At 32.3% G+C, this 17,422-nt stretch carries 11 protein-coding genes; 7 read left to right on the forward strand and 4 right to left on the reverse strand.

The window, feature by feature from the left end:
- Nucleotides 1–233 precede the first annotated feature (233 nt).
- The 5 genes from ACVC5O_RS03220 to ACVC5O_RS03240 all read left to right on the forward strand — a co-directional run bounded on the left by ACVC5O_RS03220 (nucleotide 234) and on the right by ACVC5O_RS03240 (nucleotide 10,285).
- A complete protein-coding gene (locus ACVC5O_RS03220; protein ID WP_452220021.1) occupies nucleotides 234–4,955 on the forward strand; it encodes a LamG-like jellyroll fold domain-containing protein in 4,722 nt (1,573 codons plus the stop codon).
- Between the two features lie 118 nt (nucleotides 4,956–5,073).
- Nucleotides 5,074–8,511: an isoleucine--tRNA ligase gene (gene ileS / locus ACVC5O_RS03225; RefSeq protein WP_452220022.1), complete on the forward strand. Its 3,438-nt coding sequence runs from the start codon at nucleotides 5,074–5,076 to the stop codon at nucleotides 8,509–8,511.
- Between the two features lie 4 nt (nucleotides 8,512–8,515).
- Complete coding sequence (locus ACVC5O_RS03230; protein ID WP_452220023.1) at nucleotides 8,516–8,899, forward strand: TraR/DksA family transcriptional regulator; 384 nt, start codon at nucleotides 8,516–8,518, stop codon at nucleotides 8,897–8,899.
- Between the two features lie 144 nt (nucleotides 8,900–9,043).
- The gene (locus ACVC5O_RS03235) at nucleotides 9,044–9,601 is read left to right on the forward strand and encodes a hypothetical protein (protein ID WP_452220024.1); all 558 of its coding nucleotides are present in this window, start codon (nucleotides 9,044–9,046) and stop codon (nucleotides 9,599–9,601) included.
- A gap of 60 nt (nucleotides 9,602–9,661) precedes the next feature.
- Nucleotides 9,662–10,285 (forward strand): lipoprotein signal peptidase, encoded by a 624-nt coding sequence (locus tag ACVC5O_RS03240; RefSeq protein ID WP_452220025.1) that lies wholly within the window; start codon nucleotides 9,662–9,664, stop codon nucleotides 10,283–10,285.
- A 21-nt stretch (nucleotides 10,286–10,306) separates the two neighbouring features.
- Here the strand turns inward: ACVC5O_RS03240 and ACVC5O_RS03245 are convergent, their stop codons facing one another.
- Genes ACVC5O_RS03245 through ACVC5O_RS03260 form a run of 4 tightly spaced genes read right to left on the reverse strand, consistent with a single transcriptional unit; the run spans nucleotide 10,307 to nucleotide 13,127 of the window.
- A complete protein-coding gene (locus ACVC5O_RS03245; RefSeq protein ID WP_452220026.1) occupies nucleotides 10,307–10,870 on the reverse strand; it encodes a 5-formyltetrahydrofolate cyclo-ligase in 564 nt (187 codons plus the stop codon).
- Nucleotides 10,867–11,832 carry a succinylglutamate desuccinylase/aspartoacylase family protein gene (locus ACVC5O_RS03250; protein ID WP_452220027.1) on the reverse strand — a complete coding sequence of 322 codons (966 nt, stop codon included), beginning with the start codon at nucleotides 11,830–11,832 and terminating at the stop codon, nucleotides 10,867–10,869. The genes ACVC5O_RS03245 and ACVC5O_RS03250 overlap by 4 nt, the downstream gene beginning before the upstream one ends.
- A gap of 3 nt (nucleotides 11,833–11,835) precedes the next feature.
- On the reverse strand, nucleotides 11,836–12,708 hold the full coding sequence (gene rimK, locus ACVC5O_RS03255; protein WP_452220028.1) for a 30S ribosomal protein S6--L-glutamate ligase: 873 nt from the start codon (nucleotides 12,706–12,708) through the stop codon (nucleotides 11,836–11,838).
- Entirely contained in the window at nucleotides 12,705–13,127 is a 423-nt protein-coding gene (locus ACVC5O_RS03260) for an ATP-dependent zinc protease family protein (RefSeq protein ID WP_452220029.1), read from the reverse strand. The genes rimK and ACVC5O_RS03260 overlap by 4 nt, the downstream gene beginning before the upstream one ends.
- 125 nt (nucleotides 13,128–13,252) lie before the next feature.
- Here ACVC5O_RS03260 and uvrC point away from each other — a divergent pair, with 125 nt between their 5' ends.
- Together uvrC and ACVC5O_RS03270 are read left to right on the forward strand one after the other, a co-directional pair.
- The gene (uvrC, locus tag ACVC5O_RS03265; RefSeq protein ID WP_452220030.1) at nucleotides 13,253–15,046 is read left to right on the forward strand and encodes an excinuclease ABC subunit UvrC; all 1,794 of its coding nucleotides are present in this window, start codon (nucleotides 13,253–13,255) and stop codon (nucleotides 15,044–15,046) included.
- Entirely contained in the window at nucleotides 15,043–17,280 is a 2,238-nt protein-coding gene (locus ACVC5O_RS03270; RefSeq protein ID WP_452220031.1) for a patatin-like phospholipase family protein, read from the forward strand. The genes uvrC and ACVC5O_RS03270 overlap by 4 nt, the downstream gene beginning before the upstream one ends.
- The last annotated feature ends 142 nt before the right edge of the window (nucleotides 17,281–17,422 follow it).

Consider the following 17,422-nt stretch of genomic DNA (forward strand, 5'->3'; position numbering starts at 1 on the left):
TTAATTAACTATTATTTTGATAAAAATTATTCAATCTTTTTAATCCTCTCTATAGTCTTGAATGCTGAATAAAATGAATTGTTAAAATTTACACTTCATCGTATTTAATTGCATTTAATCGATAGTATTTAGTGTCTCAACGAAAATTACTCAAAATCATTGGACCGAAATCCTTTATCTCTTACTTTTGTTAAGCTATTATAGACTATTGACCCCAAATCAATGACCTGCTTATGAAACTAAATTTACTCTTGGCATTTGCCTACATACTTGTTTGTCCGCTACTTTTTGCACAAAACACAGATAGCGACAGCTATGATAATTACCTCGATTTAGACGATGATAATGATGGAATCCGAGATCGTGCAGAATCATCTGATTATGTATTAAGTAAATTCAGGTGGACTTTAAATTTCCCAGCAGGAAACCTTACTATGGATGAGGTTTATAATACAAAAATTACAGATTGGGCAATCTCTTCAACATCATTATTAAGTTTTAATAGTGGGATTTTTAGCGTTGTTAATAATGAAATAGAAATCTCATCTACTCCTTCAAATACGTTTGCACAAGCTTTAAGCAATGGAGACTATATAGAAATGAGTTTTGTAACAAGTAATGAATTATCAGACATTACTTTACGAAATGTAAGCTCTGGCTGGTATATACCAAGCAGTGGAGATTCTTTTTATACTGCAACACAATTTTCAGAAACTTCTACTGGAATATGGACCACATTATCTTCAGATGTTTTTCATACAGACGATGGTACTTCTTATGCAAATTTTGATAATATGACTGTACCTAATATAAAATTAAAACCAAATACAAGCTACACAGCTCGTTTTTATGTTTATGGTCAGGTTAACGATACTGCTGCTACGTTTTCTAACATAGATGATTTTACTTTTTTTATAGATGCCAGTAGAGTGCAAGACACAGATAATGATGGAATATACGACCATTTAGATTTAGATAGTGATAACGATGGGTGTCCAGATGCCTTAGAAGGAGATGCTCCATACAGCCAAATAGGTTATACTAATTTAGATTCAAATAGTAGAATATTAGGCTCAATAGATTCTAATGGAGTTCCTACAATTGCATATAGTGGACAAGGCATTGGTTCGAGTATTGATACTAGCCAAAGGTCAACGGAATGTAATTCTTGTTTTGAAGAAAATCCGGATTTTGTGGATACAGATGGAGATTCTATAGGTGACGCTTGTGATTTAGATATAGATAATGATGGAATATTAAACTTTACTGAGTGCCCAAGTATTGGTTTAAGTAATTTAAATGCAATAATAGGTAACGAAACCAACCTACAAGTTGGTGATTATTTAGTAGATGAAAATGCTATTTCGCTACAAGGCACAACTTATGATGTAGTTATTGAAATAATAGAATTATACAAGCCAACAGGGAGATTAGAAGTCTATACAAGTGGAGGATTTAAAAATTTAAGATTTAGAGGTGTTAGAGCTACAGAAGATCCTTATGTATTATATGATCTTTCAATAGTTTCTTCTGGTTCTGCAACAGCTTCTACTCCAAATGGAACTGCAGTAACATTAAACGATGTGACTTTAATCCTTCCGGATTTAGATTCTGGCTCAGGCCAATTTTCAGACATGGCAGGATATCAACTATCTGATGCTCCAGATCAAATACGAATGGGAGATGAAATTTACCCAGTAGAATTTGTTAATGGAGGAGGACCAAGCACACAGTATCAAAAATTAGGTACTGATTTTAATAATGGCTCAGAGTCTTCTGCAAATAGTGATTATTCAATCTCTTTAATATATAATTCTTTTTCTTCAAAAAGACTACTTTTTGGAGTAACAGGTACAAACACAGGAAATTTAAATCGTATTTTTTTCAATCGAGTAAAAGTGGCCTGTGATCCAGATAATGATACTGTTTCTAATGAATATGATATAGATAGTGATAATGATGGAATACCAGATAATGTAGAAGCACAACCAACAATAGGTTATATCTCTCCAAGTGGAATAGGAACAACAATAAACGATGCCAATAATGATGGATTGGACGATGCCTTTGGTTCTGGATTTAGCACTTTAGAAGATACAGACCAAGACGGAATTTCGGATTATTTAGATTTAGATACGGATTCTGATGGTATTCCAGATATAGAAGAAAATGGAATGGCAAACGCTATTATTACTTTCTCAGATTCAGATAACGATGGGTTAGACCTACTCTTTGAAGGTGCTAATGCAAGCGATCCTTTTGATGTTAATGATGAGATTGATGATCCAACAGATTTATCTGTTTTACCAGATACTGATTCTGATTTAACTTTAGGAGGAGATTTAGATTATAGAGACGATTTAGATGTGTTTTATCCATCTGCAACAATAGATTTTGATGGTGTAGATGATTATATTAATGTACCAGATTTACAAATGAGTGGATGGCGTGAAGGCACTTTAAGTGCTTGGATCAAATTAGATGCTAGTTTTTCGCACTCAGGAAATGTTGTTGGACAAAATATGTTTAGAATTTGGGTGGACTCTAACCGTAGAATTCAAGGCTATGTAATTACTAATAATTCTGGCACATCTTATGCCTTAAGTAGCACTTATCAATTACCTAGGAACGAATGGCACCATGTTACTCTGTCTTTTATAGGTGCAACCAAATCTATAAAACTTTATGTAGATGGCGCTCCAGTAGATCAAGTAACTTACCTAAACTCAGGCTCTGCATTATCTACTACAGCATCTAATACCAATCCTAATTTTGCAATTGGGCGTTATGAGCGTTTTGGAAACTCTTATTTTCACGGTTCTATAGACGAAGTTAGAGTGTTTAATAAAAACATGACTGACGAACAAATACAGCAAATGGTATATCAAGAGATTGAAAACAACAACGGAAATGTAAGAGGAAGTATAATACCAAAAGATGTAGAAGATTTAACCTCTAATATAAAAATTCCTTGGAGTAATTTAGAAGGGTATTACCCAATGACTAATATAGTTAACTCAACTATAGAAGATTATTCTAACAATAATAATACTGGACACTTAAAAAACATTACATCCATACAACCTCAAACAGCTCCAATGCCTTATGAGTCTGTATCTAATGGAAATTGGACAGAAGAATCTACTTGGTTACATGGTAACGTTTGGGATATTGAAGATGTTGCAAATAATAAAAACTGGAGCATTATACATATTAAAGATAATGTGGTTGCTTCTCATTCTCCAACAAATCTTGGTTTGTTTATTGATAGTGATAAATATTTAAGGATAAATGCTGATAATCAAGAAAATAACACTTGGTACTTAGAGTTAAACGGTACTTTAGATTTACAAAACGACTCTCAATTAGTACAAGGCATACATAGTGATTTAGTAACTTCTGCTGAAGGTAAAATACTTAGACGCCAAGAAGGTCTAAGCAATGTGTATAGATATAATTATTGGGCTTCTCCAGTAGGAGCCAAACAAGTAACCCTATTAACAGATAACAACACCGCTTACAATAACGATAACAATACAGCTTTTAAATTAAATACATTAAAAGACGCTAATGGCAATATTCAATTTACAAGCAGCCATAATCCTCCAGCAACAACACCAGCTACAATAAGCACACGTTGGTTATATACCTATAATAGTGGAGTAAGCTACTACCATTGGGATAAGTTATTAGTAACAGATGATGTATCACCAGGAATTGGCTGGTCGCAAAAAGGAACAGGAGTTGGTGCAAGCGAGTTTCAATATGTTTTTGATGGTAAACCCAATAATGGAACTATTTTAATTCCTGCCACAGATATTGGTGGTCCAGGTTCTGTTGGTGGAACTTCAAAAACAGAGTTCTTAACAGGAAATCCTTATCCTTCTGCTATTAATGCACACCAATTTATAGACGATAATATTGGTACTATTGGAGGTGCCATTTATTTATGGGAACAGTGGGCAGGAAATACTCATATTTTAAACGAGTACGAAGGTGGCTACGCTACTTTAAATAAACTAGGAAAAGTAAGAGCCTACCAATTTGTTGGTTTAGATGGCGCAAATAATGGCTCTCAAGATGGAACAAAAACACCAACGCAATTTATTCCTGTAGCGCAAGGGTTTATGGTAGAAATCGCTAACGATGGTGATATAGAGTTTAATAATGCACAACGTATATTTAAAAAAGAAGCTAATGGAGAATCTATATTTTTTAGAAACGCAGAAGCTTCAGCTGAAAATGTCAATACAACAGAAACATCCGAACTTCAATTCAAAAAGCTAAAACTTGAGTTTAAAACTTCACAAGAGTTAACCAGAGAATTAGTGTTAGGATTTCATAACCAAACTAGCGATGCTTTTGATTATGGCTACGATGCCAGACTAACAGAAAACATGATGCCTAACGATTTATTATTGCCATTAGCAAGTAATAAAACCGTAATCCAAGCCTATTCAGATATTGAAAGTGATAAAGTAGTCGATCTGTTTTTTGTAGCAGATGGCGCAGTAAGTTTTAGTATTAAAGCTTCAGATTTAGACAATTTAGACAATCAAGAGGTTTACCTAAAAGATAACTTTACAAACACCTATTTTGATTTAACAACCGACCAGACTTATAATTTTACATCAGAAGCTGGTGAGTTTCCAGACCGTTTTGATATTGTGTTTGAAACTTCAGACTTGTTGAGTAACCAGGAATTTAATGCAGATATAAATTCGGTGTTTTTCAATACTAAAAACAACACTTTGTATGCGAATATTACAAATAGTGAAGTTAAAAATGTATCACTAACAAATATGCTAGGTCAAGTTGTAATTATTTATAATGACATAGATAATGATATGTTAAGCAATGGTTTGGTGCTTAAAAAATTAAGTACAGGACTATACTTTGTAAACATTAAAACCAGTAAAAACCAAACATTAAATAAAAAGATAATTATTAAGTAATAATTAAACATACATAGTATTTAAAGCCAAGCTTACATAAGTTTGGCTTTTTTTGTGCTTTTAAATGAAGTTTAACAAGAATTCCTTAATTTCGCAACTCTTAAAAGTAAACGATATAATGAGCACGACATTTCCTGAATATAAAGGACTTAACTTACCAAAAGTAGCAGAAGAAATCTTAAACTATTGGGAAGAAAATAACATCTTCGAAAAAAGTGTAACTACTCGAGAAGGTGCAGAACCTTTTGTTTTTTTTGAAGGACCTCCTTCTGCAAACGGACTTCCAGGAGTACACCATGTATTGGCTCGTGCTATTAAAGATATTTTTCCGCGTTACAAAACCATGAAAGGCTACCAAGTAAAGCGTAAAGCTGGTTGGGACACACATGGTTTACCTATTGAGCTTGGTGTAGAGAAGGAATTAGGAATTACTAAAGAAGATATTGGTAAAACCATTTCTGTTGAAGATTACAATGCAGCATGTCGTAAAGCAGTTATGCGTTATACAGATGTATGGAATAACCTGACTCAAAAAATGGGGTATTGGGTAAATATGGACGATCCTTATATTACCTACGAACCTAAATACATGGAAAGCGTTTGGTGGTTGCTTAAAGAGATTTACAACAAAAGCTTAATGTATAAAGGCTATACCATTCAGCCTTATTCACCAAAAGCAGGAACTGGTTTAAGCTCACATGAGTTAAACCAACCAGGAACATACCAAGACGTAACAGACACCACAGTAGTTGCGCAATTTAAAGCAAACGAAGATTCACTTCCAGACTTTTTACAAAACGAAGGAACTATATTTTTCCTAGCTTGGACAACTACACCTTGGACTTTACCAAGTAACACAGCATTAACCGTTGGACCAAAAATTGAATATGTTTTAGTAGAAACCTACAACCAATATACCTTTCAACCAATGAATGTTATTCTAGCTAAAAATTTAGTTGGTAAACAATTTGACGGAAAATTTAAACAAGTAGAAACAAAACCAGAATTATTAGAATATACATCTGGAGATAAAAAAATACCGTTTTACGTAGTAAAAGAATTTATTGGGAAAGATTTAGTAGGAATCACTTACGAACAACTTTTACCATACGCATTACCAAATGATAATCCGCAAGACGCATTTAGAGTAATCTCTGGAGATTTTGTTACCACAGAAGATGGTACAGGAATCGTACATACAGCACCAACTTTTGGAGCAGATGATGCCTTGGTTGCAAAACAAGCAACACCAGAAATTCCACCATTATTGGTAAAAGACGATAATGGAAACCTAGTTCCTCTTGTAGATTTGCAAGGTCGTTTTAGACCAGAAATGAAAGAGTTTGCTGGAAAGTATGTAAAAAACGAATATTACAATGATGGCGAAGCTCCAGAACGTTCTATAGATGTGGAACTTGCCATTAAATTAAAAGAAGAAAACAAAGCCTTTAAGGTTGAAAAATATAAACACAGTTACCCAAATTGTTGGCGTACAGACAAACCAATTTTATACTATCCTTTAGACTCTTGGTTCATTAAAATAACAGATGTCAAAGACCGTATGCACGAGCTTAACAAAACCATTAACTGGAAACCTGAATCTACAGGTACAGGTCGTTTTGGTAATTGGCTAGCAAATGCAAACGATTGGAATTTATCACGATCTCGATATTGGGGAATTCCACTGCCAATTTGGAGAACAGAGGATGGTAAAGAAGAAATCTGTATTGGTTCTGTTAAAGAATTAAAAGCCGAAATGGCAAAAGCAGTTTCAGCTGGAGTTTTAGCAAAAGATATTTACCAAGACTTTGAAGTAGATAACATGTCTGAAGAAAACTATGCTAAAATAGATTTACATAAAAATATTGTAGATGAAATTGTATTAGTTTCCCCTTCAGGTCAACCTATGAAACGCGAAGCAGACTTAATAGATGTTTGGTTCGATTCTGGTTCTATGCCTTATGCACAATGGCATTATCCTTTTGAAAATGCCAAAATGATAGATGGTTGTCATTCAGAGCAAAGCGAAGAATCTAAAAAAGGAAAAGCTTTCCCAGCAGATTTCATCGCAGAAGGAGTAGATCAAACACGTGGTTGGTTTTATACACTACATGCCATTGCAACCATGGTTTTTGATTCTGTAGCATATAAAAATGTAGTTTCTAACGGATTAGTTTTAGATAAAAACGGACAGAAAATGTCTAAACGTTTAGGAAACGCAACAGATCCTTTTGAAACATTGTCAACCTATGGAGCAGATGCAACACGTTGGTACATGATTGCAAATGCAAATCCTTGGGATAATTTAAAGTTTGATGTAGATGGTATTGAAGAGGTAAAACGTAAATTCTTTGGGACACTTTACAACACCTATTCTTTCTTCACTTTATATACTAATATTGATAAATTTAGCTATGCAGAAGCAGATATTCCGTTAAACGAAAGACCAGAAATTGATCGTTGGATACTTTCAGAATTACACACATTGATTCAAAAAGTAGATGATTTCTATGCAGAATATGAGCCTACAAAAGCAGCAAGAGCAATTTCATTTTTTACTCAAGAATTTTTAAGTAATTGGTATGTACGCTTAAGCAGAAGACGTTTCTGGAAAGGCGATTACCAAACCGATAAAATTTCTGCTTACCAAACTTTATATACGTGTATGGTTACCATTGCAAAGTTAGGCGCACCAATTGCACCTTTCTTTATGGATAAATTATACATGGATTTAAATTCGGTAACCAAAAAAGAAACTTTTGAAAGCGTACATTTAGCAGAATTTCCTAAAAGTGATAAAACGTTTATAGATAAATCTTTAGAACGTAAAATGGAAGCAGCGCAAACCATATCATCATTAGTTTTATCGTTACGTGCTAAAGAGAAAATTAAAGTACGTCAACCATTGCAAAAAATAATGATTCCTGTAGATTCTGTAGCACAAAAGGAAGAAATTTTAGCAGTTGAAAATTTAATAAAACACGAAGTAAACATTAAACACGTGGAGCTTTTAGAAGATGCTTCAGATATATTAGTGAAACAAATAAAACCTAACTTTAAAGCATTAGGACCTCGTTTTGGTAAAGATATGAAAGCGATTGCTGGAAAAATTCAGCAATTTACAGCAGAAGACATCAAAAAAATCGAGCAAAATAATGTTTTAGACGTTGAAATTAACGGAAAAAGTATTACTTTGGAACTCAGTGATGTTGAGATAACATCACAAGATATTGAAGGTTGGCTTGTAGCAAACCAAGGTAATTTAACCGTTGCTTTAGATGTTACAATAACCGAAGAATTACGCGAAGAAGGAATTGCTCGTGAGCTAGTAAATAGAATTCAAAATTTACGTAAAGATTCTGGTTTTGAAGTTACAGATCGAATAGATGTAAAACTTCAAAAAGACAACCAAATTGTTAAGGCTATTGAAACTAATATAGAGTATATTAAAGCAGAAACCTTAACAGAAGATTTAGAAATTATTGACCAAATAGATAATGGTATAGAAATTGCTTTTGATACAATAAACACCAAATTATCTATTACAAAACATTAATATTATGGCAAACGACACAAACGTAAGGTATGCAGACAAAGATTTAGCAGAATTTAAAGAACTAATCTTAGAAAAAATAGAAAAAGCACAGCACGATTTAGAGCTTATTAAAAGTGCATACATGAACGACCATAATAATGGTACAGAAGACACATCGCCAACTTTTAAAGCCTTTGACGAAGGTAGTGCTGTAATGAGTAAAGAATCTAATTCGCAATTAGCTATTAGACAAGAAAAATTTATTCGCGATTTAAAAAATGCTTTAATTCGTATTGAAAATAAGACTTATGGTGTTTGTAGAGTTACAGGTAAATTAATAAATAAAAAACGTTTGGAATTAGTGCCTCATGCTACTTTAAGTATTGAAGCTAAGAACATGCAACAATAAACAGTTTTTATAAACTCCTAGTAAAAGCTTCAATTTTAATTGAAGCTTTTTTTATCAATTAATTTAAAATTTTTATTTAAAGTGAAGTGTTTTAGATTTAGCTTAATTCTACTGTTTAGCCTACAAGTATATGCGCAAAAAGTAGTGGACAAAGTTATTGACGGAAGCACTATTAATACAATAAAAATTGCTGGTGATGATGTGTTTAGAGTTAATGTAAAAACACATACACACAAAGCAATACGAATTTCTGCAAGAAGTGAAGGCGAACACAATGATGAGGTTGTTTTGGTAGCAAACACTATAGAAAACACCTTAAATATCACTGTAAATTTTCAACCACTATTTAAAAATGAAAACGATAAGTTAAGTGCTCATAAATTAATCTCTACAGAATTAGTACTTGTTATTCCTGAGAATTTAGAGGTTATTATTACAAGTGAAATAGCTTCCGTAGAACTAAAAGGTAAATACAATCCTTTGTTTATAGAACTTAAAAATGGGAGTTGTACACTTAGCGATTACTACGGAAACGCTAGAGTAAACACATTACTTGGAGACATCAATGTAGAAACCAACTTCGCAACTATTACCTCTAATACTAAGTCTGGTGATATCACACAAGAAAAATTGGTGGCAGGTAATAACGTTATTATTTTAAACTCTATAAACGGAAATATAAAAGTCACAAAACGCCAATAAATAGCTATTTTTGCGAAATATATACCCAAACACCACGTTTTAGTAAAAACCATATAATCTATGAATTTAAAAAAAGCATTTATACTTATTTTCTTTATTTTACTAATAGATCAAATTAGTAAATTTTACATAAAAACACATTTTGTTTTAGGTGAAGATTATAAGGTTTTCGAGTGGTTTAAAATTTATTTTGTAGAAAACGATGGTATGGCTTGGGGAACTAAGTTGAGCGATATTTTTACTTTTATTAGCGACAGAACGGCTAAAATTAGTTTAACAATATTTAGAATTGTAGCCATTTTTGTTATTGGCTATTGGTTATATAATTCGTCTAAAAAAGGAGCGTCTAAAACATTAATTGTAGCTCTCTCTTTTATTTTTGCTGGTGCGTTAGGCAATATTTTAGATTCTGTTTTTTATGCTGTGTTGTTTAACGATAGCTATGGACAAGTCGCTACGTTTTTACCAGAATCTGGAGGATACGACACTTTATTACATGGTAAAGTGGTAGATATGCTGTATTTCCCGTTATGGAAAGGCTATTTGCCAGAATGGATTCCTGGAGTTGGCGGCAAATTTTTTACGTTTTTTGAACCTGTTTTTAATATTGCAGATGTTGCAATTAGTATAGGCTTTGGTATTCTTATCTTTTTTAACAAAAGAGCGTTTGCTAAAAGCGAATAGCCTTCTTTTAAAAACACATTTTTAAAAAGTATAAAGGCGTTTAGGTGTTACACAATAATGTAGTGGTATATCTGTGCTTAAAGTATCAATCAAAGAATCTTCAGCTTCAAAAAAAGACAAACCAATTTTTATAGTTTCGGGTTTGCAAGTGGCTAAAAACTTATCGTAAAATCCTTTACCATAACCTACTCTATTTCCTTTTAAATCGAAAGCCAAAAGTGGTATAAAAACAACCTCAACAGTTTTATTTGCTATAGGAATTCCATTTACAGGCTCTGGAATATTATAGGCATTTAACGATAATTTAGTAGCATCGTTTAATAAAAAATTGTGTAGTAATCCAGTCTCAAAATCACTTTTAGAAACCACAATGTTTTTGTCTTTACCAGACAGGATGTTTAAAATATAATCGGTATTGACTTCTTTTTGAGTTTCAATAGATAAAAAAATATGATAAAATGAAAACTCCCAAATGGGTAGTTTAAGTGCTTCATTAGCTATTAACAGGCTTAAATCATCAATCTCTTGTAGCGACAAGTCTTGTCTTAATTTTTTATATTTTATTCTTAACTCCTTTTTTGTCATAATGTTTCTCTAGAAATATGAAACAAAGCATCACCTTGATACACAACTGGAGATTCATTCACATTTATAATATAACCAGAATAATCTGCTTTTACAAAGTGATTAAATTTACCATAAGGATCTGTAATGTTTCCTATATTTTGACCTTTAACCACTTTCTCATTAATAGGAATAGTGGCTTTAAACATCCCAGAATATTTGGCTCTTAACCATGTACTGTCTGTAATAAACACACAAGGTTTTTTAGGTTTAGAGGCTTTAAACTTATTGGTTAGCATACCTAATTGATTTAACACTCTTTTGGCTCCATTTACACCAGTATTTGTAATGGTATTGTCTAAATGTGTTGATTTACCACCTTCAAATAATAATATAGGTGTTCCAATATTATAGCAGGCATTTCTAAACGATTTATTTAAGTTTTTAGAGTACAAAACAAAAGGTGCTCCAAAAATTTCTGCAAGAGCATCTAAATTGTCGTCACCTTTTACAATTCGAATTTGAGGTGCATTAAAACGTCCTGCTCCTCCTGTGTGGAAATCCAAAATTAAATCTGCATGTGGCACGATTTCCTTCATAAATTTGTAAGCCACTCTACTGGCTAACGAGCCATTTTTATTACCTGGAAACACACGATTTAAATCGCGACCATCAGGAAAATCCCTATTCATATTAATAAACCCAAAAATATTAATTACAGGCACACAAATGGTGGTTCCTATTTTAGGTTTATTAATACCTTTTGCAATTATTTGGCGTACAATTTCTACTCCATTTACTTCATCTCCATGGATTCCTGCAGTTAGTAATACCGTTGGTCCTGGTTTTTTAGAACGCGATATAATAACAGGTACTTCTACATCGTTGCTAGAATGTAGTTTTGCTACACTAAAATTAGCTTCTTTTGTCTCGCCAAGTTTTATTTTTTCGCCTAATATTTTAAAAATATCCTTGTCACTCATAGTCTATCTATTAGTTTCAATAAAAGAAATTATTGCTTTGGCAATGTTTCTTCCTGTGGCACCTTCTATACCTTCTAATCCTGGAGTAGAGTTCACTTCTAGTAATAAAGGACCTCTTTCGGATTGCAGCATATCTACACCACAAACAGGTAATTTTAGTGCTTTAGAGGCATTCATGGCTAATTTTAATTCTTCGTGGCTGAGTTTTATAACTGCTGCACTTCCACCTCTGTGTAAATTAGATCTAAATTCACCTTCTTTTCCTTGGCGTTTCATTGCACCAACTACTTGTCCGTTTACCACTAACGCTCTTATATCTGCACCTTTAGCTTCTTTAATAAATTCTTGTACAATTACTCTGGCTTGCAAGCCATTAAAGGCTTCTAAAACAGATTCTGCTGCATTTTTTGTTTCGGCTAAAACCACACCCAAACCTTGTGTACCTTCTAATAATTTTATAATAACAGGAGTTCCTCCAACATGCTCTATGACTTCTTCTACATCTCTGGAGTAGTTAGTAAATACCGTTTTTGGCATTCCAATACCTGCTTTACTTAAACGCTGTAAACTACGCAGTTTGTCTCGCGAGCGTTGTATAGCGTCTGATGTTACTATGGTAAACACACCCATTTCTTCAAACTGTCGTACAACTGCACAGCCATAAAAAGTTACAGAAGCGCCAATCCTTGGAATTATAGCATCTACATAATCTAAATAACGGTCTTTATAGTAAATAGTGGGTTTTTCTTTTTCAATAATTATATCACAACGTAAGGGATCTATAACTTCAATTTTATGACCTCTTTTTTCTCCTTCTTCAACTAATCGATCTGTTGAGTATAGGTTTGCATTTCTGGATAAAATAACTATGTTCATTCTTTTTTATAGTTTAACGAAACGTTTTCTAAATCTACATCTACTATAAATTTTTGTTTTAAAAACTGCCTACCTATTAAAACAGGGAATTTCATATCGTCTCTAGTGCTTAAAGTTAAGTTAATCTTGTACGTTTTGCCAAAAAAAACGACTTCAGATTTTATTTTATATCTATTTTCTTTAAATCCATTACTACTTTTTACATCGGTTTGGGAAAAGCTGTCAAAAACGACTTCCTTACCACTAAAGTTTGGATGGCCTTTACTGTAAAAAGTACATTTTAATTTCTCGCCATCAACAATAATTTTAGAACAATGTATGGCAGAGGTATATGCGCCTGTATCGATTTTACAAGTAATATTGTAAAGGTTAAGTTTTGGGAAATCTATAGTTTCTATTCTACCAATACTCTTTTTCATAAAACAATAAATATGTATTAAGTTACGCAATGTTACAAAAAAACAAGAGTTATATATAGCATACTTTAACATATTTATTTGAGTAATTTTTAGCAATGGATAATTAAAATATTACCTTTGAGATAATGAGTAAACCTACATTAGATATACAAATTAAAACCTTGCCAAATGCTCCAGGTGTGTACCAATATTTAGATAATAATGGTACTATAATTTACGTAGGAAAAGCTAAAAACTTAAAAAAAAGAGTGAGCTCTTATTTTACCAAAACCCACGACAATGGTAAAACCAGAGTTTTAGTAAAAAAAATAGCAACTATTAAGCACATTGTGGTTGAAACCGAAAGCGATGCCTTATTACTAGAGAACAACCTTATAAAAAAGCACAAACCTCGTTACAATGTATTACTTAAAGATGATAAATCTTATCCTTGGATTTGTGTAAAAAAAGAACGCTTTCCTAGAGTATTTCCTACGCGACGCGTTATAAAAGATGGCAGCGAATATTTTGGACCTTATACAAGTATGAAAACGGTTAAAACGTTACTAGATCTCATAAAAGGACTTTACCAACTACGCACCTGCAATTATGATTTGGCTGAAGACAAAATACAATCTGGCAAATATAAAGTGTGTTTAGAATACCACTTAGGAAACTGTAAAGGACCATGTGAAGGTTTAGAAACCGAAGCGCATTATTTAGAAAATATTACAGCAATTAGAGAAATTTTAAAAGGAAATTTTAAAGACTCATTAGGTCAATTTAAACTGCAAATGAAACAATTTGCTGAAGAAATGCTGTTTGAAGATGCACAACGTGTAAAAGAAAAGATTGAAATTTTAGAAAATTACCAAGCAAAATCTACAATTGTAAATCCTAAAATTAGTAATGTAGATGTGTTTAGTATTGTTAGCGACGAGAGTTTTGGGTATATAAATTTTTTACAACTTTCTTATGGCTCAATAATTAGATCGCATACCTTAGAAATAAAAAAGAAATTAGACGAAACTGATAAAGCGCTTTTAGAATTAGCAATCACAGAAATAAGACAACGTTTTAACTCCAACTCTAAAGAAATTTATGCGCCTTTTAAAATAGATGTTGGAGACGAAATAAAAGTAACCATTCCAAAGTTAGGCGATAAAAAAAAGATTTTAGACCTATCGGTTAGAAACGCAAAGTACTACAGAATGGAGCGTTTTAAACAAGTAAAAATTACAGATCCAGACAGGCATGTTAAACGTATAATGGCACAAATGAAAGCCGATTTGCGTTTGTCTGAAGAACCAAGACATATAGAGTGTTTCGATAATTCTAACATACAAGGTACACATCCTGTTGCTGCTTGCGTAGTGTTTAAAAACGGAAAGCCTAGTAAAAAAGACTACAGGCATTTTAATATAAAAACAGTTGAAGGTCCAGACGATTTTGCCTCTATGGAAGAAGTGGTTTATAGACGTTACAAACGCTTGTTAGATGAAGAGCAACCGCTGCCGCAATTAATAATAATTGATGGAGGAAAAGGACAATTATCGTCGTCTTTAAAAAGTTTAGACGCTTTAAATTTAAGAGGAAAAATAGCTATTATCGGAATTGCTAAACGTTTAGAAGAATTATTTTATCCAAACGATCCAATTCCTTTATATTTAGATAAAAAAAGCGAAACATTAAAAATTATACAACAACTAAGAAATGAAGCACATCGCTTTGGTATAGAACATCACAGAAACCGAAGAAGCAAAACAGCCTTAAATACAGAGCTAGAAACTATACCTGGAATAGGTGAAAAAACAATTGTTGAATTGCTTAAAAAATTTAAATCGGCTAAGCGAGTAGCGCACGCTAAATTAGACGAGTTGGAAGCTGTTGTAGGTGTCTCTAGAGCAGAAAAAATTTATAACTACTATCACAAAAAATGAAACAAACACTAATTGTCATAATTCTTTTTTTTACACTTTGTTTACAGGCGCAAGACTCTATTGCTGTGCAAAAAAAACAAAAAGTAGGATTGGTACTTAGTGGTGGAGGCGCAAAAGGCTTGGCACATATTGGTGCATTAAAAGTTATAGATAGTTTAGGTATTAAAATTGATTATGTTGCAGGAACAAGTATGGGAGCTATTGTTGGCTCGCTTTATGCTTCAGGATATTCTGGTAAACAATTAGATTCTATATTTAAAGAAGTAGATTTTGATGCTATTATTAACGATAATGTACCAAGAGCAGCGAAAACCTTTTACGAACGAGAAAATGCCGAAAAATATGCTATTATTTTACCGTTTGATAAGTTTAAAGTCACTTTGCCTTCAGCATTATCTAGAGGACAAAACACTTATAATTTGCTCTCTAAACTCACTATGCATGTTAATCAAATCGACGATTTTAGTAAATTACCAATACCATTTTTTTGCATAGCTACAGATATTGAGTCTGGCGAAGCTGTAATGTTAGATAAAGGCAGTTTACCACTAGCAATTAGAGCAAGTGGTGCTTTCCCATCGCTCTTTCAACCTGTTCAAATAGATGGGAGACTATTAATAGATGGAGGTGTTGTTAATAATTTTCCAATTGATGAACTTAAAGACAAAGGATTAGACTTAATTATTGGCGTAGATGTGCAAGATGGATTATCAGATAGAGATGCTTTAAACAGTGCACTTTCCATTTTGTTACAAATTAGTAATTTTAGAACCACTAAGGAGATGAAAAACAAGGCTAAATTAGCCGATGTTTATATACAACCAAATATCGATGGTTTTACAGTAGTCTCTTTTAACGAAGGCGAAAAAATTATAAAAAGTGGTGTTGATGCCACATTAAAAAATATAGAAGGACTTAAAACTATTGCCCAAAATCAAAACCAAAAAGCCAGAGAACCACTTAAAGTGGTACAACACGATAGTCTTAAAATAAATAAAATTGATATTAAAGGTATTGATAATTATACATTCTCTTATGTTTTAGGTAAATTAAAAATGAAGCCTAATGAAACCATAAGCTATAAGGATTTTCAAAAAGGACTAAACAATATTGTAGCTACAAATAACTTCGACGATTTTAATTACGATTTAAAAAAATCAAAAAACAAAGCTGGTTATGATTTAATCACAAGATTTCAAGAAACAGACAAAACAACTTTTCTAAAACTTGGAGTACATTACGATAACCTATATAAAAGTGCTGTACTACTAAACTTAACAAAAAAACAATTTCTTTTAGATAATGATGTTGCTTCGTTAGATGTTATTTTAGGTGATAATGTAAGGTATAATTTTGATTATTTTATAGACAAAGGGTTTTATTGGAGTGTTGGTGTAAAATCAAGATATAACGAATTTCATAAAAACGTAAATGCAGCAACATTATTAAATCCAGAAGATTTAGCCGTATTAGGCGTTAATAAAATTGATGCAAAAGTGGTGGATTTTACCAACCAATTTTACATTCAAACACTGTTTAGAAAAGATTTTGCACTTACCTTAGGAGCCGAACATAAATGGTATAAAGTTTATACAGAAACAATTTTGCAATCCAGCAACCGTAACGATACTAAATTTGAAGACAGTTATTATTTAAGTGTTTTTGGAAAGCTTCAGTTTGACACTTATGACAATAGATATTTCCCAAATGAAGGTGTATATTTTAATGGAGATGTACACCTCTATTTACACTCTTCAGATTATAATAATAATTTTAGTGAGTTTTCTATTGCAAAAGCAGATTTAGGTTATGCTTTTAGTTTTTCAGATCGGTTTTCTACAAATATTTTAATGCAAGGTGGCTTTAAAATTAATCCGCAATCAAATCAATCCTTAAACTTTGTACTTGGTGGCTATGGAAACGATTTTATAAATAATTTTGAGCCTTTTTATGGTTACGATTATTTATCTATACCTGCAAATAGTTTCGTAAAATCCACAATAACCTTAGATTATGAGCTATTTAAAAAGCACCACGCTATTTTAGCAGCAAATTATAGTAATGCTGAAAACAATTTATTTGATACAGGAAACTGGTTTTCGCTACCTGATTATTCTGGTTATGCTGTTGGTTATTCTGTTGAAACGTTTTTAGGTCCAATTGAAGCTAAATATACTTGGTCACCAGAGTTAAAAGATGGATATTGGTTTTTTAATTTAGGGTTTTGGTTTTAACTAAAACAAAAGGAATTTCATAAAAATTAACGATATTTGTAGTACTATGATGCTTTTTTGGAAAGATTTACTACTTCTACTTCAATTTCTTATTAAGAGAAATCCTGAATAAGTTGGCTTTATTGTATCTTTATAACTATTA

The organism is Lacinutrix salivirga, assembly GCF_053604675.1.